Below are 20,789 nucleotides of genomic sequence, written 5' to 3' on the forward strand. Positions count from 1 at the left end.
TTGTTCTTGTCAGATTGATCGGGGTCTGCTACCCCTAATTGTGCGAGGGGCAAATCTGGTTCGAGAATGGTCCAGCGGGTTTCGACAGTCGCCTTTGAAGGGATCGAGGCCCGCGCGGTTGACGTGCAGGTGCAGGTCGCGCCGGGCCTGCCGGCCTTCGCCATCGTCGGCCTTCCCGACAAGGCGGTGTCGGAGGCGCGCGAGCGGGTCCGCTCGGCGCTGATCGCCTCGGGCCTGGCGCTGCCGGCGCGGCGGATCACCGTCAATCTTGCCCCTGCCGACCTGCCCAAGGAGGGCAGCCATTACGACCTGCCGATCGCGCTCGGCCTGATGGCGGCGATCGGCGCGATTCCGCCGGATGCGCTGACCGGCTTTACCGTGCTCGGCGAGCTCGGCCTCGACGGCTCGATCGCGCCGGTGGCCGGCGTTCTGCCCGCCGCGATCGGCGCCAATGTGCGCGAGGAAGGCCTGATCTGTCCGGCAGCCTGCGGCTCGGAAGCGGCATGGGCGAGCCCGGATATCCAGATCGTCGCCGCACATTCGCTGATTCAGATCGCCAACCATTTCAAGGGCACGCAAGTGCTGTCGCGGCCCGAGCCGAAGGTGCACGAGGCTGCCGCCTCAAGGCTCGACCTGCGCGACATCAAGGGCCAGGAGAGCGCCAAGCGCGCGCTGGAGATCGCGGCCGCGGGCGGTCATCACCTCTTGATGATCGGCGCGCCCGGCGCCGGCAAATCGATGCTGGCGGCGCGCCTGCCCTCGATCCTGCCGCCGCTGTCGCCGAGCGAATTGCTCGAGGTCTCGATGATCGCCTCCGTCGCCGGCGAGATCGAGGGTGGCGCGCTGACGTCGCAGCGGCCGTTCCGCTCGCCGCATCATTCCGCCAGCATGGCCGCGCTCACCGGCGGCGGCGCGCGCGCAAGGCCCGGCGAGATCTCGCTGGCGCATCAGGGCGTGCTGTTCCTCGACGAGCTGCCCGAGTTCGATCCACGCGTGCTGGATTCGCTGCGCCAGCCGCTGGAGAACGGCGAGGTCTCGGTCTCCCGCGCCAACCATCGCGTCACCTACCCTGCCCGCTTCATGCTGATCGCGGCGATGAATCCGTGCCGCTGCGGCAACGCGTTCGAGCCCGGCTATGCCTGCAAGCGCGGCCGCATCGACCGCTGCACCGGCGATTACCAGGCGCGCATCTCAGGCCCGCTGATGGACCGCATCGATCTGCGCATCGAAGTGCCGGCCGTGACCGCAGCCGATCTGATCCTGCCGCCGCCGGCCGAAGGCTCCGCTGAGGTCGCCGCGCGCGTCGCAGCCGCGCGCGACATCCAGCTCGCGCGCTACGCGGATGCCGGACTGCCGCAGATTCGCACCAATGCCGAGGCGCCGGCGTCCGTTCTGGAGGACATCGCCAAGCCGGACGCGCAGGGACAGAAGCTGCTGCGCGATGCCGCCGAAACCATGCGGCTGTCGGCGCGCGGCTATCACCGGGTGCTGCGGGTGGCGCGCACGCTCGCCGACCTCGACGGCGCCGACAAGATCGGCCGGCTGCATCTCGCCGAAGCGCTGTCCTACCGCGCACTCGCGGAGGATGTACGACAGCTCGCCTGATCATCCAGCGCATCAACCCGGCGGTAACGAGTTTCCTTTACGCTCTGCAAACCATAGGCCCACAAGTTCCAGTTCGGGCTTGGGCGTGTCCTTGGCGAGTAGCGTGTCATGTTGCGTTTCAAGATCCTGGCCTCGGTGGTTCCCCTGTTGGCGGCTGCGGTGTTCGCCCGCAACGAGATCGGATCGGTCTCGCATCCCTGCATCGCCTTCGGCGAGACCTCGGTCGAGCTCACCTCCCTGTTCTGGACCGCCGGCGTGCATGTCGCCTTCACCGAGGATCCGGAACGGGCCACGGTACGGGTTCAAATCACCGACGATGCCGACGCTGCCGACTTCGCGGTCGTCGACGATGGCACAAGCGACGAGCCGGGCGCCTGCCAGGGCAATCCGTCGACCCGCCTCATTACGATTGCCTCGCAGCCCGTCGACGGCGGTCCGGTGATCTATCTCGCCACCGACGGCCCTGCTGACTACCGCATCTATGTCCGCTCGAAGACGTTCTCGCAGAAGGAAGCGGCAGCCCTGATCGTCGGCGCCCGCGGCAACCGCCCGCTCCCCCTCCAGGCCGCCTCGCTTTGAGGCGTTAACGCCTCGTCAACCCTGTTTGGAGGCCGCCGCAAAGCCTCAAGTTGTTCGCAAGGTCCGCGAGACATCGTCGCGAACGGCGGTGGCAGGTTTCGGATAAGAGTCGGGGTCGGTGGCAATGGGTCGGACGTTCCGGATCAAGGTGCGCATGCGCCGCTTCAGGCGACAGCACCCCAAGATTGCCTTCGCGATCCGCTCCTTCATGATCTTCTCGGCCACGTTCGGCGGCGCCTATGGCTTCGTCACCGGCAGCCGCGCGCCGAATTCGGGCTACGATCCCAACGCGTTTGCGATCGGTGCGAGCTTCCTGTTTGCACTGGCCTGCCTCGGGCTGGCAACCCTCAGCATGCGGCTGCGTTTCGTCAACAAGCGGATGAAGAAGCTCGCCGCCCACAACGAGGTGCTGATCGATCGCAACTGGGAGCTGAAGGAAGCCGAAGAGCGCGCCCGCAGCCTGTTCGAATCACAGGGCGATCTGATCGTGCTGCGCGACCATCAGGGACGGATCACCTTCGCCAATGACGCCTATTGCGCGCTGGCCGGACAGGAGCGCGGCGCGCTGGTCGGCACGCGCTTCGATTTCGACGTGCTGGAGCAGGGCGACAGCGCCCGTGAAAGCAACGGCACCCGCATCCACGATCAGAAGATCGCAACGCCGGTCGGCGCGCGCTGGATCGCCTGGCGCGAGGGCTTTGTGCGGCACGACGCCGGCCAGCCCGCGGAATTGCAGAGCGTCGGGCGCGACGTCACCGACCGCACCGAGACCGAACGCGCGCTGTCGGATGCCCGCGACCAGGCCGACGCCGCCAACCGCGCCAAATCGCGCTTCCTTGCGATGGCCTCGCACGAGATCCGCACGCCGCTGAACGGCATCATCGGCATGGGCGGCCTTCTGCTCGACACCTCGCTGACGCCGGAGCAAACCACCTACGCCCGCGCGGTGAAAACCTCGGGCGAAGCGCTGATGGCGCTGATCGAGGAGCTGCTCGACTATTCCAAGATCGAAGCCGGCAAGCTCGATCTCGACCAGCGTCCCTTTGCGCTCTCGACCTTGATCGAGGAGGTCACCGAACTGCTGGCGCCGCGCGCGCAGGCGAAAAACCTCGAGATCGCGGCTTACGTCGACGAGCGCCTTCCGCTGGAAGTCGTCGGTGACGCCGCACGGCTGCGCCAGGTGCTGCTCAACCTCGCCGGCAACGCCATCAAGTTCACCGCAAGCGGCGGCGTGGCGCTGATCGTCGAGCCCGGCATCTGGCCGAACGAGATCAGTTTTCTGGTCCGCGATACCGGCATTGGCATTGCGCCGGACGCGCAGCAGCGCATCTTCCGCGAATTCGAGCAGGCCGACGACCGCGTCGCCCGCACCTATGGCGGCACCGGGCTCGGCCTCGCCATCTCCGAGCGCATCGTCAAGCGCATGGGCGGTCGCATCACGCTGGAGAGCGCGCCGGCGCAGGGCTCGACCTTCGAGGTCGCAATCCCGCTCGCGCCGTCGCACGGCGACGCCGGACATACCGCGTTTCCGAGCCCCGATCTCGCCGGCAAGTCGATCCTGCTGGTGGCCGACGGCATCGAGGCGTCGCTGATCGCGCGGCGGCTGGAACGCTGGGGTGGCCAGACCTGCCTGGTCTCCGATACGTCCGTCGCGGAAGCGTTGCTGCCGGAACGCCCATGGCATGCGGTGCTGATCGACCGCGCGCTCGGTCCGGTCGTCGCCGACCGCCTGGGCGAAGTCGCCCGCGGTCACGCGACACAGCGGCTCGTGCTGCTGACGCCGAGCTCGCGTCATGACAAGCTTTCGCCGGCCTTCACCGGCTTCCTGGTCAAGCCGCTGCGCGCAGCCTCCCTCGCCGCGCGTCTTGCGCTGACGCCCGAAGTCGCTTCGCCCGATCTCGCGCCCGAGCCCGTCGAGCCTGCCGCGATCAAAACGCCCGCGAAAGGTCTTTCAATCCTCGTCGCCGAAGACAACGAGATCAACGCGCTGCTGATGCGGTCGCTCCTCACAAAACTCGGCCACCGCGTCGTCATTGCGGTCCATGGCGAGGCCGCACTGGAATCCTGGCTTGCGGCGAGCTCGGCCGGCACGCCCTATGATCTGGTCTTGATGGACATCCAGATGCCGCAGCTCGACGGCATCGAGACAACGAAACGCATCCGCGCCCATGAGACGGCCACCGGCGGCCGCCACACGCCGATCCTCGCGCTCACCGCGAACACGCTGGTGGAAGATCGCTATGCCTGCTTCGAGGCGGGCATGAACGGGTTTCTGATCAAGCCGCTCGATCGGGAAAAGCTGGACGAGGCACTGGCGGGATTGGCCGCGTCGCGGCAGCTGGCGGTGTAGCGGCAGGCGACGCTGCCGTAGGGTGGGCAAAGCGAAAGCGTGCCCACGTATTTGCATTTGGCAATACGGATAGAGGCCGTGGGCACAGCGCTTCGCGCCTTTGCCCACCCTACGGCACTGATCGACAACTTCACGACAACCTGATATCGGCCGGCAATCGACGATTGAAATCGACTGCGCGGCGCGCCACCATCCTCCGGGGCATTTGAATCGAGGATTTTGCGCATGGGTGTGCTTGTCCGGCTCGCAATCATTGTCCTTCTCGCTGGCCTCTCCCCGGGCGCTGCCGCCGATACGCCGGAACTCATCGCTCAAGCGAGGCGGCTATGTGCTGGTGTTTCGGCATACCGCGACCGACGACAGCCAGAAGGACGTCTATCCCTTCAAGTTCGACGACATGAGTGCCCAGCGCCAGCTGAGTGAGAAGGGCAGGGATATGGCGCGTCAGATCGGGGCGGCAATCCAGGAGCGCGCGATTCCGATCGGGAATGTCTACACGAGCCGTCTGAACCGCGCGATCGAAGCTGGCAAGCTGATCGCCGGCAAGGATGGTAAACCGGTCGACGCATTGACGGACAGCAGCAACGCCAGCGCATCGGGAATGGCAAACCCCACCGCGGCGAACGCAAAGGCCGGAGCCGCCGTGCGTCAGCTCGTCGATCAATCTCCGGCCCCCGGCACGAACACCGTCCTCGTCACGCACAAGACGAACATTGCCGATGCCTTCGGCAAGGAGGCCGGAGACGTTCAGGAAGGCGAAGCCTTCGTCTACCGAGCCAACGGCTCCGGGCCCGCGACTTTCATGGCACGCATCAAGTTCGCAGATTGGACGGCAAAGGCGGGCAAATAGGAGGCTGCGAAGCTACAGCCTTCTCAGCGCTACGCTCTCCACCGCATGATCCGCGCCCTTCTTCAGGATCAGCGTCGCGCGGGGGCGGGTCGGCAGGATGTTGTCCTCGAGATTGGCGAGGTTGGTGCGCTCCCAGATCGCGGTGGCGGTCGCGGTGGCCTCCTCATCCGACAACAGCGCATAGCGGTTGAAGTAGGATTTTGGATTGGTGAACGCGGTGTCGCGCAGCGCCAGGAAGCGCTTGATGTACCAGCGCCGCAGCGCCGCCTCGTCGGCGTCGATATAGACCGAGAAGTCGAAGAAGTCGGAGACCACGGGCACTGCCTTGCCGTCGCGCGGCAGCTTGCCGGTCTGCAGCACGTTGACGCCTTCGACGATCAGGATGTCGGGCTGGTCGACCTCGGCCCATTCGTTCGGCACGATGTCGTAGGTCAAATGCGAATAGACCGGCGAGCGCACATGACGGCGGCCCGCCTTGATGTCGGACAGGAAGTTGAGCAGCAGCGGCAGGTCGTAGCTTTCCGGAAAGCCTTTCTTCTGAAGGATGCCTTGCTGCTCGAGCAGGGCCTTCGGGTAGAGGAATCCGTCCGTCGTGATCAGCTCGACTTTCGGGCGCGGCGACCAGCGCGCCAGCAGCGCCTGGAGCACACGGGCCGTGGTCGACTTTCCGACCGCAACCGAGCCGGCGACGCCGATGATGTAGGGCACCTTGCGGTCGCGGATGTTGAGGAACTGGCGTTCCGCGTAATACAGCCGCTGCATCGCATCGACATAGATCGAGAGCAGGCGCGACAGCGGAAGATAGATGTCCTCGACTTCCTTGAGGTCGAGGCGGTCGTGCAGCGAACGCAGCCGGTCAAATTCGCCCGGCTCCAGCGTCATCGGCGTGTCGTCGCGCAACCGCGCCCACTCTTCGCGCGTGTAGACGCGGTATGGATTATATTGCTGCTCGGGTGCGCGGATATCCATGACGCGACCTTCTCCGTAACGAGCTCAGCTCGGCTAGCTGCCGCTCTTGCGAGACGCTTTCTCTTCCAGCCCGGACATGTTCGTACGCTTGTCCAGCGCCGCTTCCACCTCTTCCAATTTTACGCCGCGCGCCTTGAGCAGCACAAGGAAGTGATAGAGCAGGTCGGCGCCCTCGGCGATCAGATGATCGCGATCGTTTTCGACTGCTGCGATTACGGTTTCGACTGCTTCCTCACCGAACTTCTTGGCGCAATGTTCGGCGCCCTTGTCGAGCAGCTTGCGGGTATAGGAGCCCTCGCCACCGGAGGCCGCACGGGCATCGATGGTGACGGCGAGATCGTGGATCGTGAAACGCGGCATACTGAATACTCGAAACGCGCGTCTGGCCGGTTGGGCCAGTCCCCGCCGGTTGATGTAGCACTTTTATGAACGGGAGTCGTCAGGCATCCAGGCGCATGGGTAATCCGCGCCGGGCCATGTGCTCCTTGGCTTCACGGATGGTGAATTCCCCGAAGTGGAAGATCGAGGCGGCGAGCACCGCGGTAGCGCGACCATCGCGGATCCCGTCGACGAGGTGGTCGAGATTGCCGACACCGCCCGAGGCGATCACGGGAACGGGGACACTGTCAGCGATCGCCCGGGTCAGCGGGATGTCAAAGCCCTGCCGCGTGCCGTCGCGGTCCATCGAGGTGAGCAGAATTTCACCAGCGCCGAGCGAGACCACTTCCTGGGCATATTCGATGGCGTCGATCCCGGTCGAGTTGCGGCCGCCATGGGTAAAGATCTCCCAGCGCTCGCCACCGCCGGCGCGCTTCACCCGTTTGGCGTCGATCGCCACCACGACGCACTGCTCGCCGAATTTTTCGGCCGCTTCCTTGACGAACTCGCGCCGCGACACCGCGGCGCTGTTGATCGAGACCTTGTCGGCGCCGGCGCGCAGCAGCGTCTTGATGTCGTCCACCTTGCGGACGCCACCGCCGACGGTCACCGGCATGAAGCAGGCCTCTGCCGTGCGCCGGACCACGTCCAGCATGATGCCGCGGTTCTCATGGGTCGCGGTGATGTCGAGAAAAGTCAGCTCGTCGGCGCCGGCGGCGTCATAAGCAATCGCGGCTTCGACGGGGTCGCCGGCGTCGCGGAGATCGACGAAGTTGACGCCCTTGACGACGCGGCCGTCCTTGACGTCGAGGCAGGGGATCACGCGCACCTTGAACATGTGTCAGCTCCCGGGCGCGTTGCGGATCAAAGTGAGGGCGGCGGCGGGGTCGAGCCGGCCGTCATAGAGCGCACGGCCGGCGATCGCACCGGCGAGCTTTTTCGCGCGCGGTGTCAGCATGGCCTTGACGTCCTCGATCGAGGCGAGGCCGCCCGACGCAATCACGGGAATCGAGATGGCGTCTGCCAGCGCAATGGTCGCATCGAGGTTGAGGCCCTTGAGCAGGCCATCGCGCGCGATGTCGGTGAAGATGATGGCGGCAACGCCGGCATCCTCGAAACGCTGCGCGATCTCCAGCACGGTGACCTGCGAGGTCTCGGCCCAGCCTTCGACCGCGACCTTGCCGTCACGCGCGTCGAGCCCGACCGCGACGCGGCCGGGGAATTTCTTTGCGGCTGCCTTCACCAGCTCCGGATCGCGCACCGCAGCGGTGCCGATGATGACGCGGGTGATGCCCTTTTCGAGCCAGGCTTCGACGGTCGCGAGATCGCGAATTCCGCCGCCGAGCTGCACCGGGATCTTGATCGTCTTCAGCATCGCCTCGACGGCCTGCGCATTCACCGGCTTGCCGGCGAACGCACCGTCGAGATCGACGACGTGGAGATACTCAAAGCCCTGCGTGACAAAGCTCTCGGCCTGTGCGGCGGGATCGAGATTGAACACGGTCGCGCGCGCCATGTCGCCTTGCTCGAGGCGCACGCACTGGCCGTTCTTGAGGTCGATGGCAGGAAAAAGAATCACGGTTTCCATCGCAAAAAGTTCGAGATCAGGGCTAGCCCAAAACGCTGGCTCTTCTCGGGGTGAAACTGCGTACCGATGGCGGTGTCCTTCGCGACGATCGCGGTGACGGGACCGCCGTAATCGGCGCGCGCGAGCACGTCCGCCTCGTTGGCGGCGTTGAGGTGGTAGGAGTGCACGAAATAGGCGTGCTGGCCCTTGGGACCGAGCGGCAGCTTGTTCAGCACCGGATGCTCCGCGAGCACATCGAGCGTATTCCAGCCCATGTGCGGGATCTTCAGGCTCTCGTCGCGCGGCGTGATCTTCTCGACGTCGCCGCCGATCCAGTTGAGGCCTTCGGTGATGACATGTTCCTTGCCGCGGCTCGCCATCAGCTGCATGCCGACGCAGATGCCGAAGAACGGCCGCGCCTTGACGCGGACCGCTTCGGTGATCGCCTCGACCATGCCGTTGACGGCATCGAGCCCGCGCCGGCAATCGGCGAAGGCGCCGACGCCCGGCAGCACCAGGCGATCAGCCTCATAGGCCTGATCGGGATCGCTGGTGACGAAGACCTTTTGCGGATTTTCCAGGCTGCGCGCGGCGCGCTCGAATGCTTTCGCGGCGGAATGCAGATTCCCGGAACCGTAATCGATGATGGCGACGCTCATCTTGACCCTCCCGGTTCTGGAAACAATCCAATGATGCCGCCGGCCGGAATTGGCGGCGGGTTGGAAAATTGCTGACCCGGCACGTTGCGGGTCGGCGGCGGGCCGCCGCGATCGACAGCCCATTGATCGTTGACGATGCCGCGCTGCTTCTGGCTCCAGCGCTCGAAGAAACGCCGCTCCGCGGTGTCCTCGTCATCGGCAACGACGACATCGAGTTGCCGCCAGCTGCCGCGCGACAGCGTCCAGCGGCGCAGGCTCGAGGCCTCGAAGCCCATCAGCAGCGCGACGATGATGTTGGCGAAGAAGATCGAGCCGCGGCCGACGCCGAGACTATGCAGCCCGGCATCGAACGCGGCGAGGAAGACGATCCAGCCGATCAGGGCCAGCCAAAGCCTGTTCCAGGCCAGCCAGAACGGACCGAACACCATGGCCCAGAAATGGAAGCCGTCGCGCACGAACACGAATTTGTCAGTCGCGCGCAGGTCGGCCCCGCCTGGGGTGGGAGCATGAACTGTGTAGACAGGCATTTTCGATGCCCCGTTCTCGAGAATTGAGGTCAATGCCGCCGGCGGCGCCTGGCCACCGAAACGGAGATGTCAGCCGCCAAGCGAGCCCTTGGTGGACGGGATTTCGCCCGCCGCCTTGGGATCGATCGCGACCGCGGTGCGCAGCGCCCGCGCCAGGCCCTTGAAGCAGGACTCGGCGATATGGTGGCTGTTATCGCCATATAGGGTCTCGACGTGGAGAGTCACGCCGGCGTTGATGGCGAAGGCCTGGAACCACTCGCGCACCAGCTCGGTGTCGAACTCACCGATCTTGTCGCGGGGGAAGTCGGCCTTGAACACCAGGAACGGGCGGCCCGAAATGTCGATGACCACGCGCGTCAGCGTCTCGTCCATGGGCATGTGCACGCCGGCATAGCGGGTGATGCCCGCCATGTTGCCGAGCGCCTGCCTGACCGCCTGGCCGAGCGCGATGCCGGTGTCTTCGGTGGTATGGTGATGATCAATGTGCAGGTCGCCCACCGCCTTGACCGTAAGGTCGATGCGGGAATGGCGGGCGAGGAGATCGAGCATATGGTCGAAAAAGCCGATGCCGGTCGCGATATTGGCCACGCCGGTGCCATCGAGGTTCACGGAGACCTCGATGTCGGTTTCCTTGGTCTTGCGCTTGATCGTCGCGGTGCGCATTGAAAGCTGGCTTTCATCCTAGCTTGGAGCTGAAAACGCCTGTCTCTTAACAGCCAAATGACGCCTTCGCTACTGCGGGAACGGCTGGCCGGGCCTCTACTTCTGCCTATGGTGAGCGAATTCGGCCCGGAACGGCCCGTTGTGCCCCGGTTGTCCCTTTCGCCGCGACCGCCTAAATCAGCCGGACAACGAGGTTTAAGATGCAGGATTCCCAGAACAGCTCGCCGGTCTGGCACGGCACCACGATTTTGACGGTCCGCAAGGGCGGCAAGGTGGTGGTCGGCGGCGACGGCCAGGTCTCGATCGGCCAGACCGTGATCAAGTCCAACGCCAAAAAGGTCCGGAAACTCGGCAAGGGCGACGTCATCGGCGGCTTCGCCGGCGCCACCGCCGACGCCTTCACGCTGTTTGAGCGGCTCGAATCCAAGCTCGAGCAATATCCGGGGCAACTGACCCGGGCCGCCGTGGAGCTCGCCAAGGACTGGCGCACCGACCGCTACCTGCGGCGGCTGGAGGCCATGATGATCGTGGCCGACAAGGACGTCTCCCTGGTCCTGACCGGGACCGGCGACGTGCTCGAGCCCGAGGCCGGCGTCATGGCGATCGGCTCCGGCGGCAATTATGCGCTGGCCGCGGCCCGCGCCCTGATCGACACCGACAAGGACGCCGAGACCATCGTCCGCCGCTCGCTCGACATCGCCGCCGACATCTGCGTCTACACCAACCGCAACGTCACCATCGAAACGCTGACGGCCGGCTGAGCGGATGGCATTGGCCCGCAGCGACAGCCCGACCCGACCCGCGTTTCCGGCGCTCGCCTGGGTCGGCATCGCGCTGTTGCTGCTGGCGCTGCAGGCCTCGATCCTGTTCGCGATGGGGCGGGTGCCGATCTGCACCTGCGGGTATGTCAAGCTCTGGCACGGCGTGGTGAACAGCTCGGAGAACTCCCAGCACATCGCCGACTGGTACAGTTTCTCGCACGTGCTGCATGGCTTCCTGTTCTATGGGCTGACCTGGCTGTTGTTCTCGCGACGCTTGAGCTCTTTGCAGCTCTCCTGGCCGGCGCGGCTGATCATCGCGATGCTGATCGAGGGCGCCTGGGAGATCGTCGAGAACTCGCCGTTCATCATCGAGCGCTACCGCGCCGGCACGATCTCGCTGGATTATTTCGGCGACAGCATCGTCAACTCGGTCTCTGACAATCTGTTCATGGTGCTGGGCTTCCTCACCGCGCGCGTGCTGCCGATCCCTGCAACCGTCGTGATCGGGCTCGCGTTCGAAATCATGCTGGCGCTGCACATTCGCGACAATCTGACGCTCAACGTCCTGATGCTCATCCATCCGATCGAGGCCGTGAAGGAATGGCAATCCGGTCCGCCGATCATTTGACGGTCAAAAAACCGGCTTGTCCCCGCCGGCTTCTAATCCTAGCTAAGGTCCCATGACAGACTTTTCCCCCCGCGAAATCGTTTCCGAACTCGACCGTTTCATCGTCGGCCAGGCCGATGCCAAGCGCGCCGTCTCGATCGCGCTGCGCAACCGCTGGCGGCGACAGCAGCTGACCGGCTCGCTGCGCGAAGAGGTGCTGCCGAAGAACATCCTGATGATCGGCCCGACCGGCGTCGGCAAAACGGAAATCGCGCGGCGATTGGCGAAACTCGCGAATGCGCCGTTTCTGAAGGTGGAAGCCACGAAGTTCACCGAGGTCGGCTATGTCGGCCGCGACGTCGAGCAGATCGTGCGCGATCTCGTCGAGGTCGCGATCGCCCAGGTGCGCGAGCGCAAGCGCAAGGATGTGCAGGCGCGCGCCCAGCTCGCCGCGGAAGAGCGCGTGCTCGATGCGCTGGTCGGCGCTAATGCGAGCTCGGCGACGCGGGAATCCTTCCGCAAGAAGCTGCGCGCCGGCGAGCTCAACGACAAGGAAATCGAGATCGAGACGCAGTCGTCCGGCAGCGGCATGCCGATGTTCGAGATTCCGGGCATGCCGGGCGCGCAGATGGGCGCGATCTCGATCGGCGATATTTTCGGCAAGATGGGCGGCCGCAGCAAGACGCGGCGGCTGACGGTCGAGGGCTCGCACGAGATCCTCGTCAACGAAGAGTCCGACAAGCTGCTCGACACCGACCAGCTGACGCTGGAGGCGATCAGCGCCGTCGAGAACAACGGCATCGTGTTCCTCGACGAGATCGACAAGATCTGCGCCCGCGATGGCCGCGTCGGCGGCGACGTCTCGCGCGAGGGCGTGCAACGCGACCTGCTGCCGCTGATCGAGGGCACCACGGTCTCGACCAAGCACGGCGCGGTCAAGACCGACCACGTCCTGTTCATTGCCTCCGGCGCCTTCCACGTCGCAAAGCCGTCCGACCTGTTGCCGGAATTGCAGGGCCGCCTGCCGATCCGCGTCGAGCTGCAGGCCCTGACCCGCGACGACATGCGTCGCATCCTGACCGAGCCCGAGGCCTCGCTGATCAAGCAATATGTCGCCCTGATGCAGACCGAAGGCGTCACGCTCGACATCACCGACGATGCCATCGATGCGCTCGCCGACGTCGCGGTCGCCGTCAATTCGACCGTCGAGAACATCGGCGCCCGCAGGCTGCAGACCGTGATGGAGCGCGTGCTGGACGAAATCTCCTTCACCGCCCCCGACCGCAACGGCGAGACCGTCCGGGTCGATGCCGATTTCGTGCAGAAGCATGTCGGCGACCTCGCCAAGAACGCGGATTTGAGCCGGTTTATTTTGTAATTCAGGGCGGCCGCGCTATTCATTCCGCCGTCGTCCCGGCGAAAGCCGGGACCCATAACCACCAACGCTTATTGTTGGAAATGATAGCGGCCCCAGCCTTGGCTCAAAACGAACATTCGTGGCTATGGGTCCCGGCCTTCGCCGGGACGACGCCGGAGGTTGACGCGCGCCGGGTGCCGCGTGCCCGCTAGCATTTGGCAAAATCCCTGGCGGCTGCTGCTCGCGATCAACGCGGCGGTCATCGTCGGCGTGTTCGTTCACAAGATCCAGCTGCCGCCTTACGTCCCCTATATCCACCTCCTCGTCGATTACCATTTCGGCTTCATCAAGCGCGGCCTGATCGGGGCTGTTGTCGCGCTGTTCACCAGCAACGTGCCTGTGTGGCTGGTGTTCGCACTCGGCGGCGGGACCTGGCTGGTGACATCGGCGCTGTACGCAAAGCTGTTTCAGAAGACGTTCGGCTTCACCGCGAAGACGCTGCCGCTGTTCGTCTTCATCGCGGGATCGCCGTTCTTCCTGAAGAACTTCATGCACACGCTCGGCCATTTCGACATCTATGGCTGTGCGCTGGCGATCATCCTGTTGCTGATGCCGGCCAGCTCACTCGTGTTCGTGGCGACGGCGGCGCTGTTCTCGATCATCCTCGTGCTGATCCACCACATTCATCTGCTGATGTATGTGCCGACGATCATCACCATCGTCGTGACCAGGCACTATCTCGCTTACGGCCTCAATCGCGGCAATGTCGCGTTCGGCATCGCCGCCCTCGCCGCGGTCTCCGCGCTGTTCTTTGCGGCGCAGTTCCTCGGAACGATGCCGGTGCCGGAAGCGGATTTCGTCGCGTACCTGAAAACGCGGATGGCCGATCCCTCGCGCACCGATCTGCTGCAATTCAGCTACATCTGGTACCAGCCGCTGGCGAAGGAGCTTTCGGATACCTGGGGCCGCCTGCCGCACAACAGCCTCGGCATTCCCGTGTTCGCGCTGCTGATCTGGCTGCACACACCGCTGTGGCGCTATTTTGCGAAGCTGATCGGCAATCTCGCGAACCAGACACACCGGCGTCTCGTCATCGCAGCGCTGATCGGAATCAGCCTCGCCTATCTCGTGATGTTCGCGATGGTGTTCGACTATTCGCGCTGGATCTCGAACTGGGCGGTCTGCATGTTCCTGATGCTGCATGCCGTGAAGATGTTGCCGGCCAAGCACGAGACAGTTCTGATTCCGGAAGAAGACCAGAAGACCAACATCTTCGGCCTGATCATCACACTGATCCCGCGCGTCGGCATCGTCCGGCCGTTCTAGAACCGCGCCCGCCGGATCCGCACGTAGAGTGCACCCTCGCCGCCATGACCGATAGCGGCCTCTTCAAAGCCGACGACGAAGGCGCGGAATTCCGGCAGGCTCAGCCATTCCGGCACCTGCCGGCGCAGCACGCCGCTTTCGCCGCCGCTGCGGCCCTTGCCGGTGATGACGAGCACGAAGGTCAGGCCGTCCTGATGGGCGCGGTGGAGAAAACCGGTCAAGGCGCGGTGCGCGCGCATCTGGGTCATGCCGTGCAGATCAAGCCGCGCCTCGATCTCGCTGCGGCCACGTGACAGCTTGGTCCGCTCGCGCTTGCCGAGCGGCGCGAGTGGCGGCATCGCTGGCTTTGATGGGCGCGGGGCGGCCGCAGCAGCCAATGGCCGCGGCGACAGCGCCGGCTTGGCGACATGCGCGGCAGGCGCAGGCTCCGCGCGCGGCGCGGGATGCAGCTTCGTCGCGCGATGCTTCCGCAGCGGCTTGACCTGTTTTGCGACGAGCTCCCACAGCTCGCGATCTTCCTCGGTGAGCCCACGACGGCGCGGCGAGGGACGCGGAGGATCCAGCACGGGCGGACGGGACGATCGCTTCATTGCTGGTGGGGACGACTTTTCATGTGCCTGCGCGGTTCGCGAACAGGTTCTATCACAGGACGCGGCGCCGGCAGCGGCACCGGGCCGGCGATTGCGACGGTCTCGCCCTTCGTCGGGTCCTTGGCCGTGTCCTTGGCCGCCTCCTTGGGATCGGTCTGCGGAAACAGCTTTGCGATCTTCTCCGACGGCCGCGGATCCGGCACCGGCAGCCGCGCGGCGCGCAGGCCGGGATCGAGGCTCTTCGGCACCAGCATCACGAAATGCATGGGGTGACGCAGCCGGCCCGAGACGCGGCCGGCGTCAGCGCCCGCGCCAAAATAGAGATCCGCGCGGGCAGGCCCGATGATGGCCGAGCCGGTGTCCTGCGCGATCATCAGGCGATGGAACGGCGTCTTGGCGCGGTCGGACTCGATCGGCAGCTCGCCCTCGATGAAGAACGGCGTGCCGTAGACGTGGAGCGATTTGTCGACCGCGATCGAACGGCCGGCGGTCAGCGGGATGCCTTGCGCACCGACCGCTTCGTCCTTGTCGGACAGATTGACCTCGCGGAAGAAGATGTAGGAGCGGTTCTGGCGCCGCAGCTCCTTGGCGCCATCAGGGTTCTGCGCCATCCACTCCCTGATCTTCTGCATCGACATCTCCTCCCTCGGAATGATGCCGCGCTCGATCAGGACACGCCCGACGGCCGTGTAGGGATAGCCGTTATAGGAATCGTAGTTGAGCCGAAGGGTGCTGCCGTCGTCGAACTTGATCCGCGCCGAGCCCTGGATCTGGGCGAACAGCAGATCGGTCGGGTCCTTCAGCCAGGCGACCTCCAGCCCGCGGCCGGCGATCTTGCCGTCCTCGATCTCGCCGCGGTCGTAATAGGGCACCAGCTTGCGGCGGCCGATCTTGCGGTAGACCGATCCCTTGTTGGGCAGGCTGACCGAGGCCTGATTGAAGCCGCGCACGAACAGGTTGGAGGGGCGGCGATAGACCGGGACGTTGTAGACATCGGTCTGCGTGCGCGATCCGTCCAGCACCGGCTCGTAATAACCGGTGACGAAGCCGTCGGGCTCGCCGAGCCGCGAAATCCGCAGCGGCGAAAAATTCTCCTCGAAGAAAATCTTCGCCTGGGCGTCGTCGGCCGGCTCGAGCGATTTGACGGCCCGGCAGGGTTCGCTCAACGAGCCGCCCAGGGCCTTCTGTTCGGGAGCGCCGGTCTGCGCATTGATCGAGCGGCAGCTGGCGCGAAAGGTCTTGTAGGCCGCGAGATGATCGTCCTCGCTCCAGCCCTTCACGTCGGCCCAGGCCAGCGGCAGATATTGCGCGCCGGGAATCTCGAACGGGAGCGGGAGCTGCGGGTAGGGCAAAGCCCGCGGCGGGATCGCAGCGACTTCGGGAAGGTGGTGGTAATGGCTGCGGTAGTGACGCCGCGCAGCCTCGGCGCCAAGCGAAAACGAAGCCAGCACGACGAGGCCTGCGCAAAGCGCCGTCGCGCTGTTCTTCAGAAAGATCTTAATTCGCGCTTCCGGTGCCAACCAGCTTCCAGTTCGGATCGCGAGAGGTGGTGTCGCGGGCGAAAGTCCAGATATCGGTGATATCGGCGACCTTGTCGGCGCTACCGTCGACGATGTTGCCGGCCTTGTCGCGGGTGGCCGAGATCATCTGCGAGACGAAGCGGATGGTCAGCTGCGCCGTGCGGTCGCGCAACTCGGCGCCGACCAGCTCAGCCTTGTCGATCGAGACGAAGCGCGTCTCGGTCTTCTGCTCGTTCTTCTCGCGGTCCTTGATCGCGGCGTCGAAGCTCTCATAGACCTCCGACGACAGCAGGTCGCGCAGCGCGCGGCGGTCGCCATTGGCGAAGGCCAGCACGATCATCTCATAGGCGCCGCGGGCGCCCGAGATGAAGTGACGCGGATCGAAGGTGGAATCCTTGTCGACGATGGCATCGAGGCCCTGGGCGAGCGCAGTGCCCGGTTCGGTCAGGCCCTTCCAGCGATCGGAGGGCGGAGCCGGCTCGGCCGTCGGCGCCACGGGCGCCTGGTCGATCACCTTGCCTGGCATGGTCACGACGTTCTTGTCCGGGGCACCACCCAGCGTATTGCGAGCCGTGCGGTCGAACGGCGGCCGTTCGTTGCCGGTCCGCTGCCCCAGCACGCTGCGCAGTCGCAGGAAAATAAAGACCGCCAGCGCCAGGAAAATGATGGTGTAGATGTCCACGTGGTATTCGCTTTCTGGTCTTTTCGAGAAGGGGCCGTCGCCGGGAAAATCGATCCGGCCAGTAGACCGTTCCATACGGGAACGGCAAGTCTACATCACCATTTTGGGTCCGAGCGTCACGTCCGCCGGATGTAGGCACGAAATTTGGCCCGGCCAATGGCGCCTTTTGGCACAGCGCGGAGTGTAGCGCGTTTTATGCTTAAGGGGAAACCCGATCCTGGCCGGAAATCGCGCATCTTCAAGCGTTTAACATGCGATTTCGGGTTAGGGACGGGTCAAACGTCACAGTTACGGGCGCGGCCCGGATCGATCCTCCGGAGCCGTTCGTCCTTGTCGAATGAGGCGGCCCTATGTTAGCCAACCGCCGCGAAATTCAGCCCAAATCGGGTAAGGAGACACTTCGATGACCAACGGTAACGGTACCCCTCCCGAGGCGGCCCAGGCTCCCCAGCTCAACGTGCTGGCGCAGTATACCAAGGACCTCTCGTTCGAAAATCCGAACGCACCGGGCTCGCTCCAGCCGCAAAACCAGGCGCCCCAGATCAACATCCAGATCAATGTCAGCGCCAACAACCTCAGCGATTCCGAGTTCGAGGTCACGCTGTCGGTCGAGGGCAAGGCCGAGAACGCGGGCAAGGTGATGTTCTCGTTCGAGCTCGCCTATGCCGGCGTGTTCCGGATCGTCAACGTGCCGAAGGAAAACCTGCACCCGCTGGTCATGATCGAGTGCCCGCGCCTGCTGTTCCCGTTCGCCCGCGAGATCATCGCGACCGCCGTGCGCGACGGCGGGTTCCCGCCCCTGATGCTGGACCCGGTCGATTTCGTCGGTCTCTATCGCCAGAACATGGAGCGGCAAATGGCCGCCGGTGGTCAGGCCGGCCAGGCGTAAGGCTAAGGCCTAACCAGCAGGATCGACGGTAGCTGGAGCGGGCAGGAACTCGTTCCAGATCGCCTTGTCGCCGAGCGTTGCGATGAAAGCCCGGTGGGCTTCGCGCTCGGCGTCTGACACCCGCGGCGCGAGCGGCACGGACCGCTGCCGCCGCGGCGCATCGCCCGCGGCATTGACGCGAATCTCCTGGGTGTCCGACGCCAGCAGCAGCTGCGACTGCCGCGCCCCGACCAGATCAACATAGACTTCAGCGAGCAGTTCGGAATCGAGCAGCGCGCCGTGCTTGGTGCGGTGTGAATTGTCGATCGAATAGCGCGAGCAGAGATCGTCGAGCCGGTTCGACACGCCAGGATGCTTGCGCCGCGCCAACAAAAGCGTATCGACCAGCCGCTCGCGCGGGATCGCGGGACGCTTGATCCGGTCGAGCTCGGCATTGATGAAGCTGATGTCGAACGAGGCGTTGTGGATCACCAGCGGCGCATCGCCGATGAATTCCAGAAACGCGTCGACCACCTCGGGGAATAGCGGCTTGGTCGACAGAAACTCCGCCGACAGCCCGTGCACCGCGAAGGCCTCCGCCGGCATATCTCGTTCGGGATTGATATAGACGTGGTACGTCTGTCCGGTCGGCATGCGGTTGAAGATCTCGACGCAGCCGATCTCGACCAGGCGATCGCCGCGCAAGGGATCGAGGCCGGTGGTTTCGGTATCGAGAACGATTTCACGCATGATTCTGAGAGGTCTGAGGCGCCGTGTGGAGCGGCGAATCAGGCTCGCCGCTGCGGCATCTTAACGACCTCAGCCAGGATGTGCGTGATTTGCGCGCGCACCGGCTCAAGTCCGTGTGAGGTATCCACGACGAAATCGGCCCGCTTGCGCTTTTCGGCATCGGGCGTCTGCTTGGCTATGATGGCGTCGAGCTTTGCTTCGTCCATGGTTCCCCGCGCCAGCACCCGTTCGCGCTGGACCTCCGGCGAGGTCGAGACCACGACCACGGCGTCGACCCGCTTCTCGCCACCGGTTTCGAACAGCAGCGGAATATCGAGAACCACGACCGGTGCTTTGGCGGCTTCGGCATCGGCAAAGAATTTCTGCCGGGAGGCACCGAGCATGGGGTGAACGATCTGCTCCAGTTGCTTGATCGCGGCAGGATCATGCACCACGCGCGCCGACAGTTTGGGACGATCGACCTTGCCGTTCGCGGTGGTGCCGGGGAAGGCGGCCTCGATCGCGGGCGCAGCCTCACCTTCATAGAGCTGATGGACGGCAGCATCGGCGTCGTAGACGGGCACACCGGCCTCCGCGAACAATTTCGCGGTGGTGGATTTGCCCATTCCGATCGAGCCGGTCAGTCCGAGAATCCGCATCAGCGCAAAACCATCCCTGTCAATCACACCGTCATGAGCCGTTCGCGCCGCAGGAACGCAAGCAGCGGCAGCAGCGGCAGGCCGAGAATGGTGAAATGGTCGCCCTCGATCCGCTCGAACAGATGGATGCCAAGGCCTTCGAGCTGATAGGCACCGACGCTGGTGGTGACGGCATCACCGGCGGCGTCGAGATAGGCCGAAAGCTCGGCCTCGGTCATAGCTCGCATGGTCATGCGGGCAATCGACACATCCTCGAAAACAATCTTGCCGTCATGCGCCACCGCGACGGCGGAATTCAGCTCGTGGCTGTGACCGGCGAGATCGCGCAACTGCGCCAGCGCCTGGGCCCGACCGGCCGGCTTGTTGAAGAGGCGCTCGCCAAGCGCGAGCGTCTGGTCGGCGCCGATCACATAAGTTCCGGGACGATTGGCCGAGACGGCCTTGGCTTTCTCGCCCGCCAGCAGCAGGGCGATCTCGCGCGGGCTTGAAAGTCTCGAAGCAGCCTGGATGCCGCGCTCGTCGATGTCGGCGGTCGCAGTCTCGAATTCGAGCCCGGCGTTCGCCAGCAGCATTTTGCGTGCGCTGCTCTGCGAGGCCAGGATCAACGGAGTTTTGCCGCGCCACAGAGCCATTTTCAAAAGCTATTCAGAAGGCCGGTTACGCTGGCGATCGCTGTAGAGCTTCATGATCGCGGCTGCGGTTTCCTCGATCGAGCGTCGCGTCACGTCCAGCAGCGGCCAGTCGTGCTTGGCGCTCAGCTTGCGCGCGAACGCGACCTCCTCGGTCACCGACTGCCTGTCGGTATAAGTGTCGCTGCCGGATCCGGATTCGGCGCCCATAGAGAGCAGGCGGTTCTGACGGATCTGGATCAGACGTTCCGGTGTCGCATGCAGGCTGACCACCAGCGGCCGGGTCAGCGTCTCCAATTGCGCCGGGACAGGAATACCCGGCACCAGCGGCACGTTCGCGGTGCGGATGCCGCGATTGGCGAGATAGATCGACGTCGGCGTCTTCGAGGTGCGGGACACGCCGACCAGGACGACGTCGGCTTCCTCGAGCCCTTCGACGTGCTGGCCGTCGTCATGGATCATCGTGTAGTTCAATGCGTCGATGCGCTTGAAATATTCGGCGTTGAGCACGTGCTGCGCGCCGACGCGACCCGTCGTCGCAGCGCCGAGATAGGCTTCGAACAGCTGCATGACCGGGCCGATGATCGACAGGCTCGGAACATTGATCGCCTTGCACTTGTCCTCGAGCCGCGAGACCAGATCCTTCTCCAGCAACGTGAACAGCACGATGCCCGGCGCTTCCTCGATCTCGTCGAGCACGCGGTCGAGCTGCTTCTGGCTGCGCACCAGCGGATAGACATGTTCGACCGGCGTGACGTTCGCGTATTGCGCGGCGACGGCGCGCGCGACCGTGATCAGGGTCTCGCCGGTGGAGTCGGAGACGAGGTGCAGATGGAAATAATTGTTCGAGGTCGGCACAAAATCTCTTTGTATGTCGGCGGTGTGGTTTGTGGATTTCTGTGGACCTTAACCCC

Annotated in this window: 23 protein-coding genes; 9 read left to right on the forward strand and 14 right to left on the reverse strand. The window is 64.8% G+C overall.

Annotated features, from left to right (window positions below):
- The first annotated feature begins 66 nt into the window (after positions 1–66).
- The 4 genes from NLM31_RS00935 (at position 67) to NLM31_RS00950 (ending at position 5,384) form a co-directional block, all read left to right on the forward strand.
- Positions 67–1,605 carry a YifB family Mg chelatase-like AAA ATPase gene (locus NLM31_RS00935; RefSeq protein WP_254191198.1) on the forward strand — a complete coding sequence of 513 codons (1,539 nt, stop codon included), beginning with the start codon at positions 67–69 and terminating at the stop codon, positions 1,603–1,605.
- A 108-nt stretch (positions 1,606–1,713) separates the two neighbouring features.
- Positions 1,714–2,184 carry a hypothetical protein gene (locus NLM31_RS00940; RefSeq protein ID WP_254191199.1) on the forward strand — a complete coding sequence of 157 codons (471 nt, stop codon included), beginning with the start codon at positions 1,714–1,716 and terminating at the stop codon, positions 2,182–2,184.
- Between the two features lie 124 nt (positions 2,185–2,308).
- Complete coding sequence (locus NLM31_RS00945; protein ID WP_254196115.1) at positions 2,309–4,534, forward strand: ATP-binding protein; 2,226 nt, start codon at positions 2,309–2,311, stop codon at positions 4,532–4,534.
- A gap of 235 nt (positions 4,535–4,769) precedes the next feature.
- On the forward strand, positions 4,770–5,384 hold the full coding sequence (locus NLM31_RS00950; protein WP_254191200.1) for a histidine phosphatase family protein: 615 nt from the start codon (positions 4,770–4,772) through the stop codon (positions 5,382–5,384).
- A gap of 12 nt (positions 5,385–5,396) precedes the next feature.
- On the opposite strand, the gene coaA is transcribed toward NLM31_RS00950, so the two are convergent.
- The 7 genes from coaA to hisB all read right to left on the reverse strand — a co-directional run bounded on the left by coaA (position 5,397) and on the right by hisB (position 10,147).
- Complete coding sequence (gene coaA / locus NLM31_RS00955) at positions 5,397–6,353, reverse strand: type I pantothenate kinase (protein ID WP_254127369.1); 957 nt, start codon at positions 6,351–6,353, stop codon at positions 5,397–5,399.
- 33 nt (positions 6,354–6,386) lie between these two features.
- Complete coding sequence (locus NLM31_RS00960; RefSeq protein WP_148752730.1) at positions 6,387–6,713, reverse strand: phosphoribosyl-ATP diphosphatase; 327 nt, start codon at positions 6,711–6,713, stop codon at positions 6,387–6,389.
- Positions 6,714–6,792: 79 nt separating this feature from the next.
- Positions 6,793–7,569, reverse strand: coding sequence for an imidazole glycerol phosphate synthase subunit HisF (gene hisF, locus NLM31_RS00965; RefSeq protein ID WP_254127370.1), 777 nt, complete (start codon positions 7,567–7,569; stop codon positions 6,793–6,795).
- A gap of 3 nt (positions 7,570–7,572) precedes the next feature.
- Positions 7,573–8,310: a 1-(5-phosphoribosyl)-5-[(5-phosphoribosylamino)methylideneamino]imidazole-4-carboxamide isomerase gene (hisA, locus tag NLM31_RS00970; RefSeq protein ID WP_254127371.1), complete on the reverse strand. Its 738-nt coding sequence runs from the start codon at positions 8,308–8,310 to the stop codon at positions 7,573–7,575.
- Positions 8,307–8,957, reverse strand: a complete 651-nt coding sequence (hisH, locus tag NLM31_RS00975) for an imidazole glycerol phosphate synthase subunit HisH (RefSeq protein ID WP_254127372.1) — start codon at positions 8,955–8,957, stop codon at positions 8,307–8,309. The genes hisA and hisH overlap by 4 nt, the downstream gene beginning before the upstream one ends.
- A complete protein-coding gene (locus NLM31_RS00980) occupies positions 8,954–9,484 on the reverse strand; it encodes a DUF2628 domain-containing protein (RefSeq protein ID WP_254127373.1) in 531 nt (176 codons plus the stop codon). The genes hisH and NLM31_RS00980 overlap by 4 nt, the downstream gene beginning before the upstream one ends.
- A 69-nt stretch (positions 9,485–9,553) precedes the next feature.
- On the reverse strand, positions 9,554–10,147 hold the full coding sequence (gene hisB, locus NLM31_RS00985) for an imidazoleglycerol-phosphate dehydratase HisB (protein ID WP_254127374.1): 594 nt from the start codon (positions 10,145–10,147) through the stop codon (positions 9,554–9,556).
- A 200-nt stretch (positions 10,148–10,347) separates the two neighbouring features.
- On the opposite strand from hisB, the gene hslV reads away from it, so the two are divergent.
- From hslV to NLM31_RS01005, 4 genes are all read left to right on the forward strand, one after another.
- Positions 10,348–10,908: an ATP-dependent protease subunit HslV gene (hslV, locus tag NLM31_RS00990; protein WP_254191201.1), complete on the forward strand. Its 561-nt coding sequence runs from the start codon at positions 10,348–10,350 to the stop codon at positions 10,906–10,908.
- A gap of 4 nt (positions 10,909–10,912) precedes the next feature.
- Entirely contained in the window at positions 10,913–11,536 is a 624-nt protein-coding gene (locus NLM31_RS00995) for a DUF2585 domain-containing protein (protein ID WP_254191202.1), read from the forward strand.
- Positions 11,537–11,588: 52 nt separating this feature from the next.
- On the forward strand, positions 11,589–12,893 hold the full coding sequence (gene hslU, locus NLM31_RS01000) for an ATP-dependent protease ATPase subunit HslU (protein WP_254191203.1): 1,305 nt from the start codon (positions 11,589–11,591) through the stop codon (positions 12,891–12,893).
- A 180-nt stretch (positions 12,894–13,073) separates the two neighbouring features.
- Positions 13,074–14,198 carry a hypothetical protein gene (locus tag NLM31_RS01005; RefSeq protein WP_254191204.1) on the forward strand — a complete coding sequence of 375 codons (1,125 nt, stop codon included), beginning with the start codon at positions 13,074–13,076 and terminating at the stop codon, positions 14,196–14,198.
- Here NLM31_RS01005 and NLM31_RS01010 read toward each other — a convergent pair.
- Genes NLM31_RS01010 through NLM31_RS01020 form a run of 3 tightly spaced genes read right to left on the reverse strand, consistent with a single transcriptional unit; the run spans position 14,195 to position 16,990 of the window.
- Positions 14,195–14,788 (reverse strand): Smr/MutS family protein, encoded by a 594-nt coding sequence (locus NLM31_RS01010; protein WP_254191205.1) that lies wholly within the window; start codon positions 14,786–14,788, stop codon positions 14,195–14,197. The two genes, NLM31_RS01005 and NLM31_RS01010, sit on opposite strands and share 4 nt — an antisense overlap.
- A complete protein-coding gene (locus tag NLM31_RS01015; RefSeq protein ID WP_254191206.1) occupies positions 14,785–16,308 on the reverse strand; it encodes a murein transglycosylase A in 1,524 nt (507 codons plus the stop codon). The genes NLM31_RS01010 and NLM31_RS01015 overlap by 4 nt, the downstream gene beginning before the upstream one ends.
- Positions 16,286–16,990, reverse strand: coding sequence for a Tim44/TimA family putative adaptor protein (locus tag NLM31_RS01020; protein WP_254191207.1), 705 nt, complete (start codon positions 16,988–16,990; stop codon positions 16,286–16,288). Before NLM31_RS01020 ends, NLM31_RS01015 begins: the two co-directional genes overlap by 23 nt.
- A 403-nt stretch (positions 16,991–17,393) precedes the next feature.
- Between NLM31_RS01020 and secB the strand changes: the two genes are divergently transcribed.
- Positions 17,394–17,879 carry a protein-export chaperone SecB gene (gene secB / locus NLM31_RS01025; RefSeq protein WP_254127381.1) on the forward strand — a complete coding sequence of 162 codons (486 nt, stop codon included), beginning with the start codon at positions 17,394–17,396 and terminating at the stop codon, positions 17,877–17,879.
- 9 nt (positions 17,880–17,888) lie between these two features.
- On the opposite strand, the gene dnaQ is transcribed toward secB, so the two are convergent.
- Genes dnaQ through NLM31_RS01045 form a run of 4 tightly spaced genes read right to left on the reverse strand, consistent with a single transcriptional unit; the run spans position 17,889 to position 20,733 of the window.
- Positions 17,889–18,608 (reverse strand): DNA polymerase III subunit epsilon, encoded by a 720-nt coding sequence (gene dnaQ, locus NLM31_RS01030; RefSeq protein ID WP_254191208.1) that lies wholly within the window; start codon positions 18,606–18,608, stop codon positions 17,889–17,891.
- A gap of 38 nt (positions 18,609–18,646) precedes the next feature.
- Complete coding sequence (coaE, locus tag NLM31_RS01035) at positions 18,647–19,246, reverse strand: dephospho-CoA kinase (protein ID WP_254127383.1); 600 nt, start codon at positions 19,244–19,246, stop codon at positions 18,647–18,649.
- A 23-nt stretch (positions 19,247–19,269) separates the two neighbouring features.
- Positions 19,270–19,878, reverse strand: a complete 609-nt coding sequence (locus NLM31_RS01040) for a Maf family nucleotide pyrophosphatase (RefSeq protein ID WP_254191209.1) — start codon at positions 19,876–19,878, stop codon at positions 19,270–19,272.
- A 9-nt stretch (positions 19,879–19,887) separates the two neighbouring features.
- Entirely contained in the window at positions 19,888–20,733 is an 846-nt protein-coding gene (locus NLM31_RS01045; RefSeq protein WP_254127385.1) for a pyruvate, water dikinase regulatory protein, read from the reverse strand.
- Between the last annotated feature and the right edge of the window lie 56 nt (positions 20,734–20,789).

The sequence above is a fragment of the Bradyrhizobium sp. CCGUVB4N genome, from assembly GCF_024199945.1.
Classification (GTDB): Bacteria; Pseudomonadota; Alphaproteobacteria; order Rhizobiales; family Xanthobacteraceae; genus Bradyrhizobium.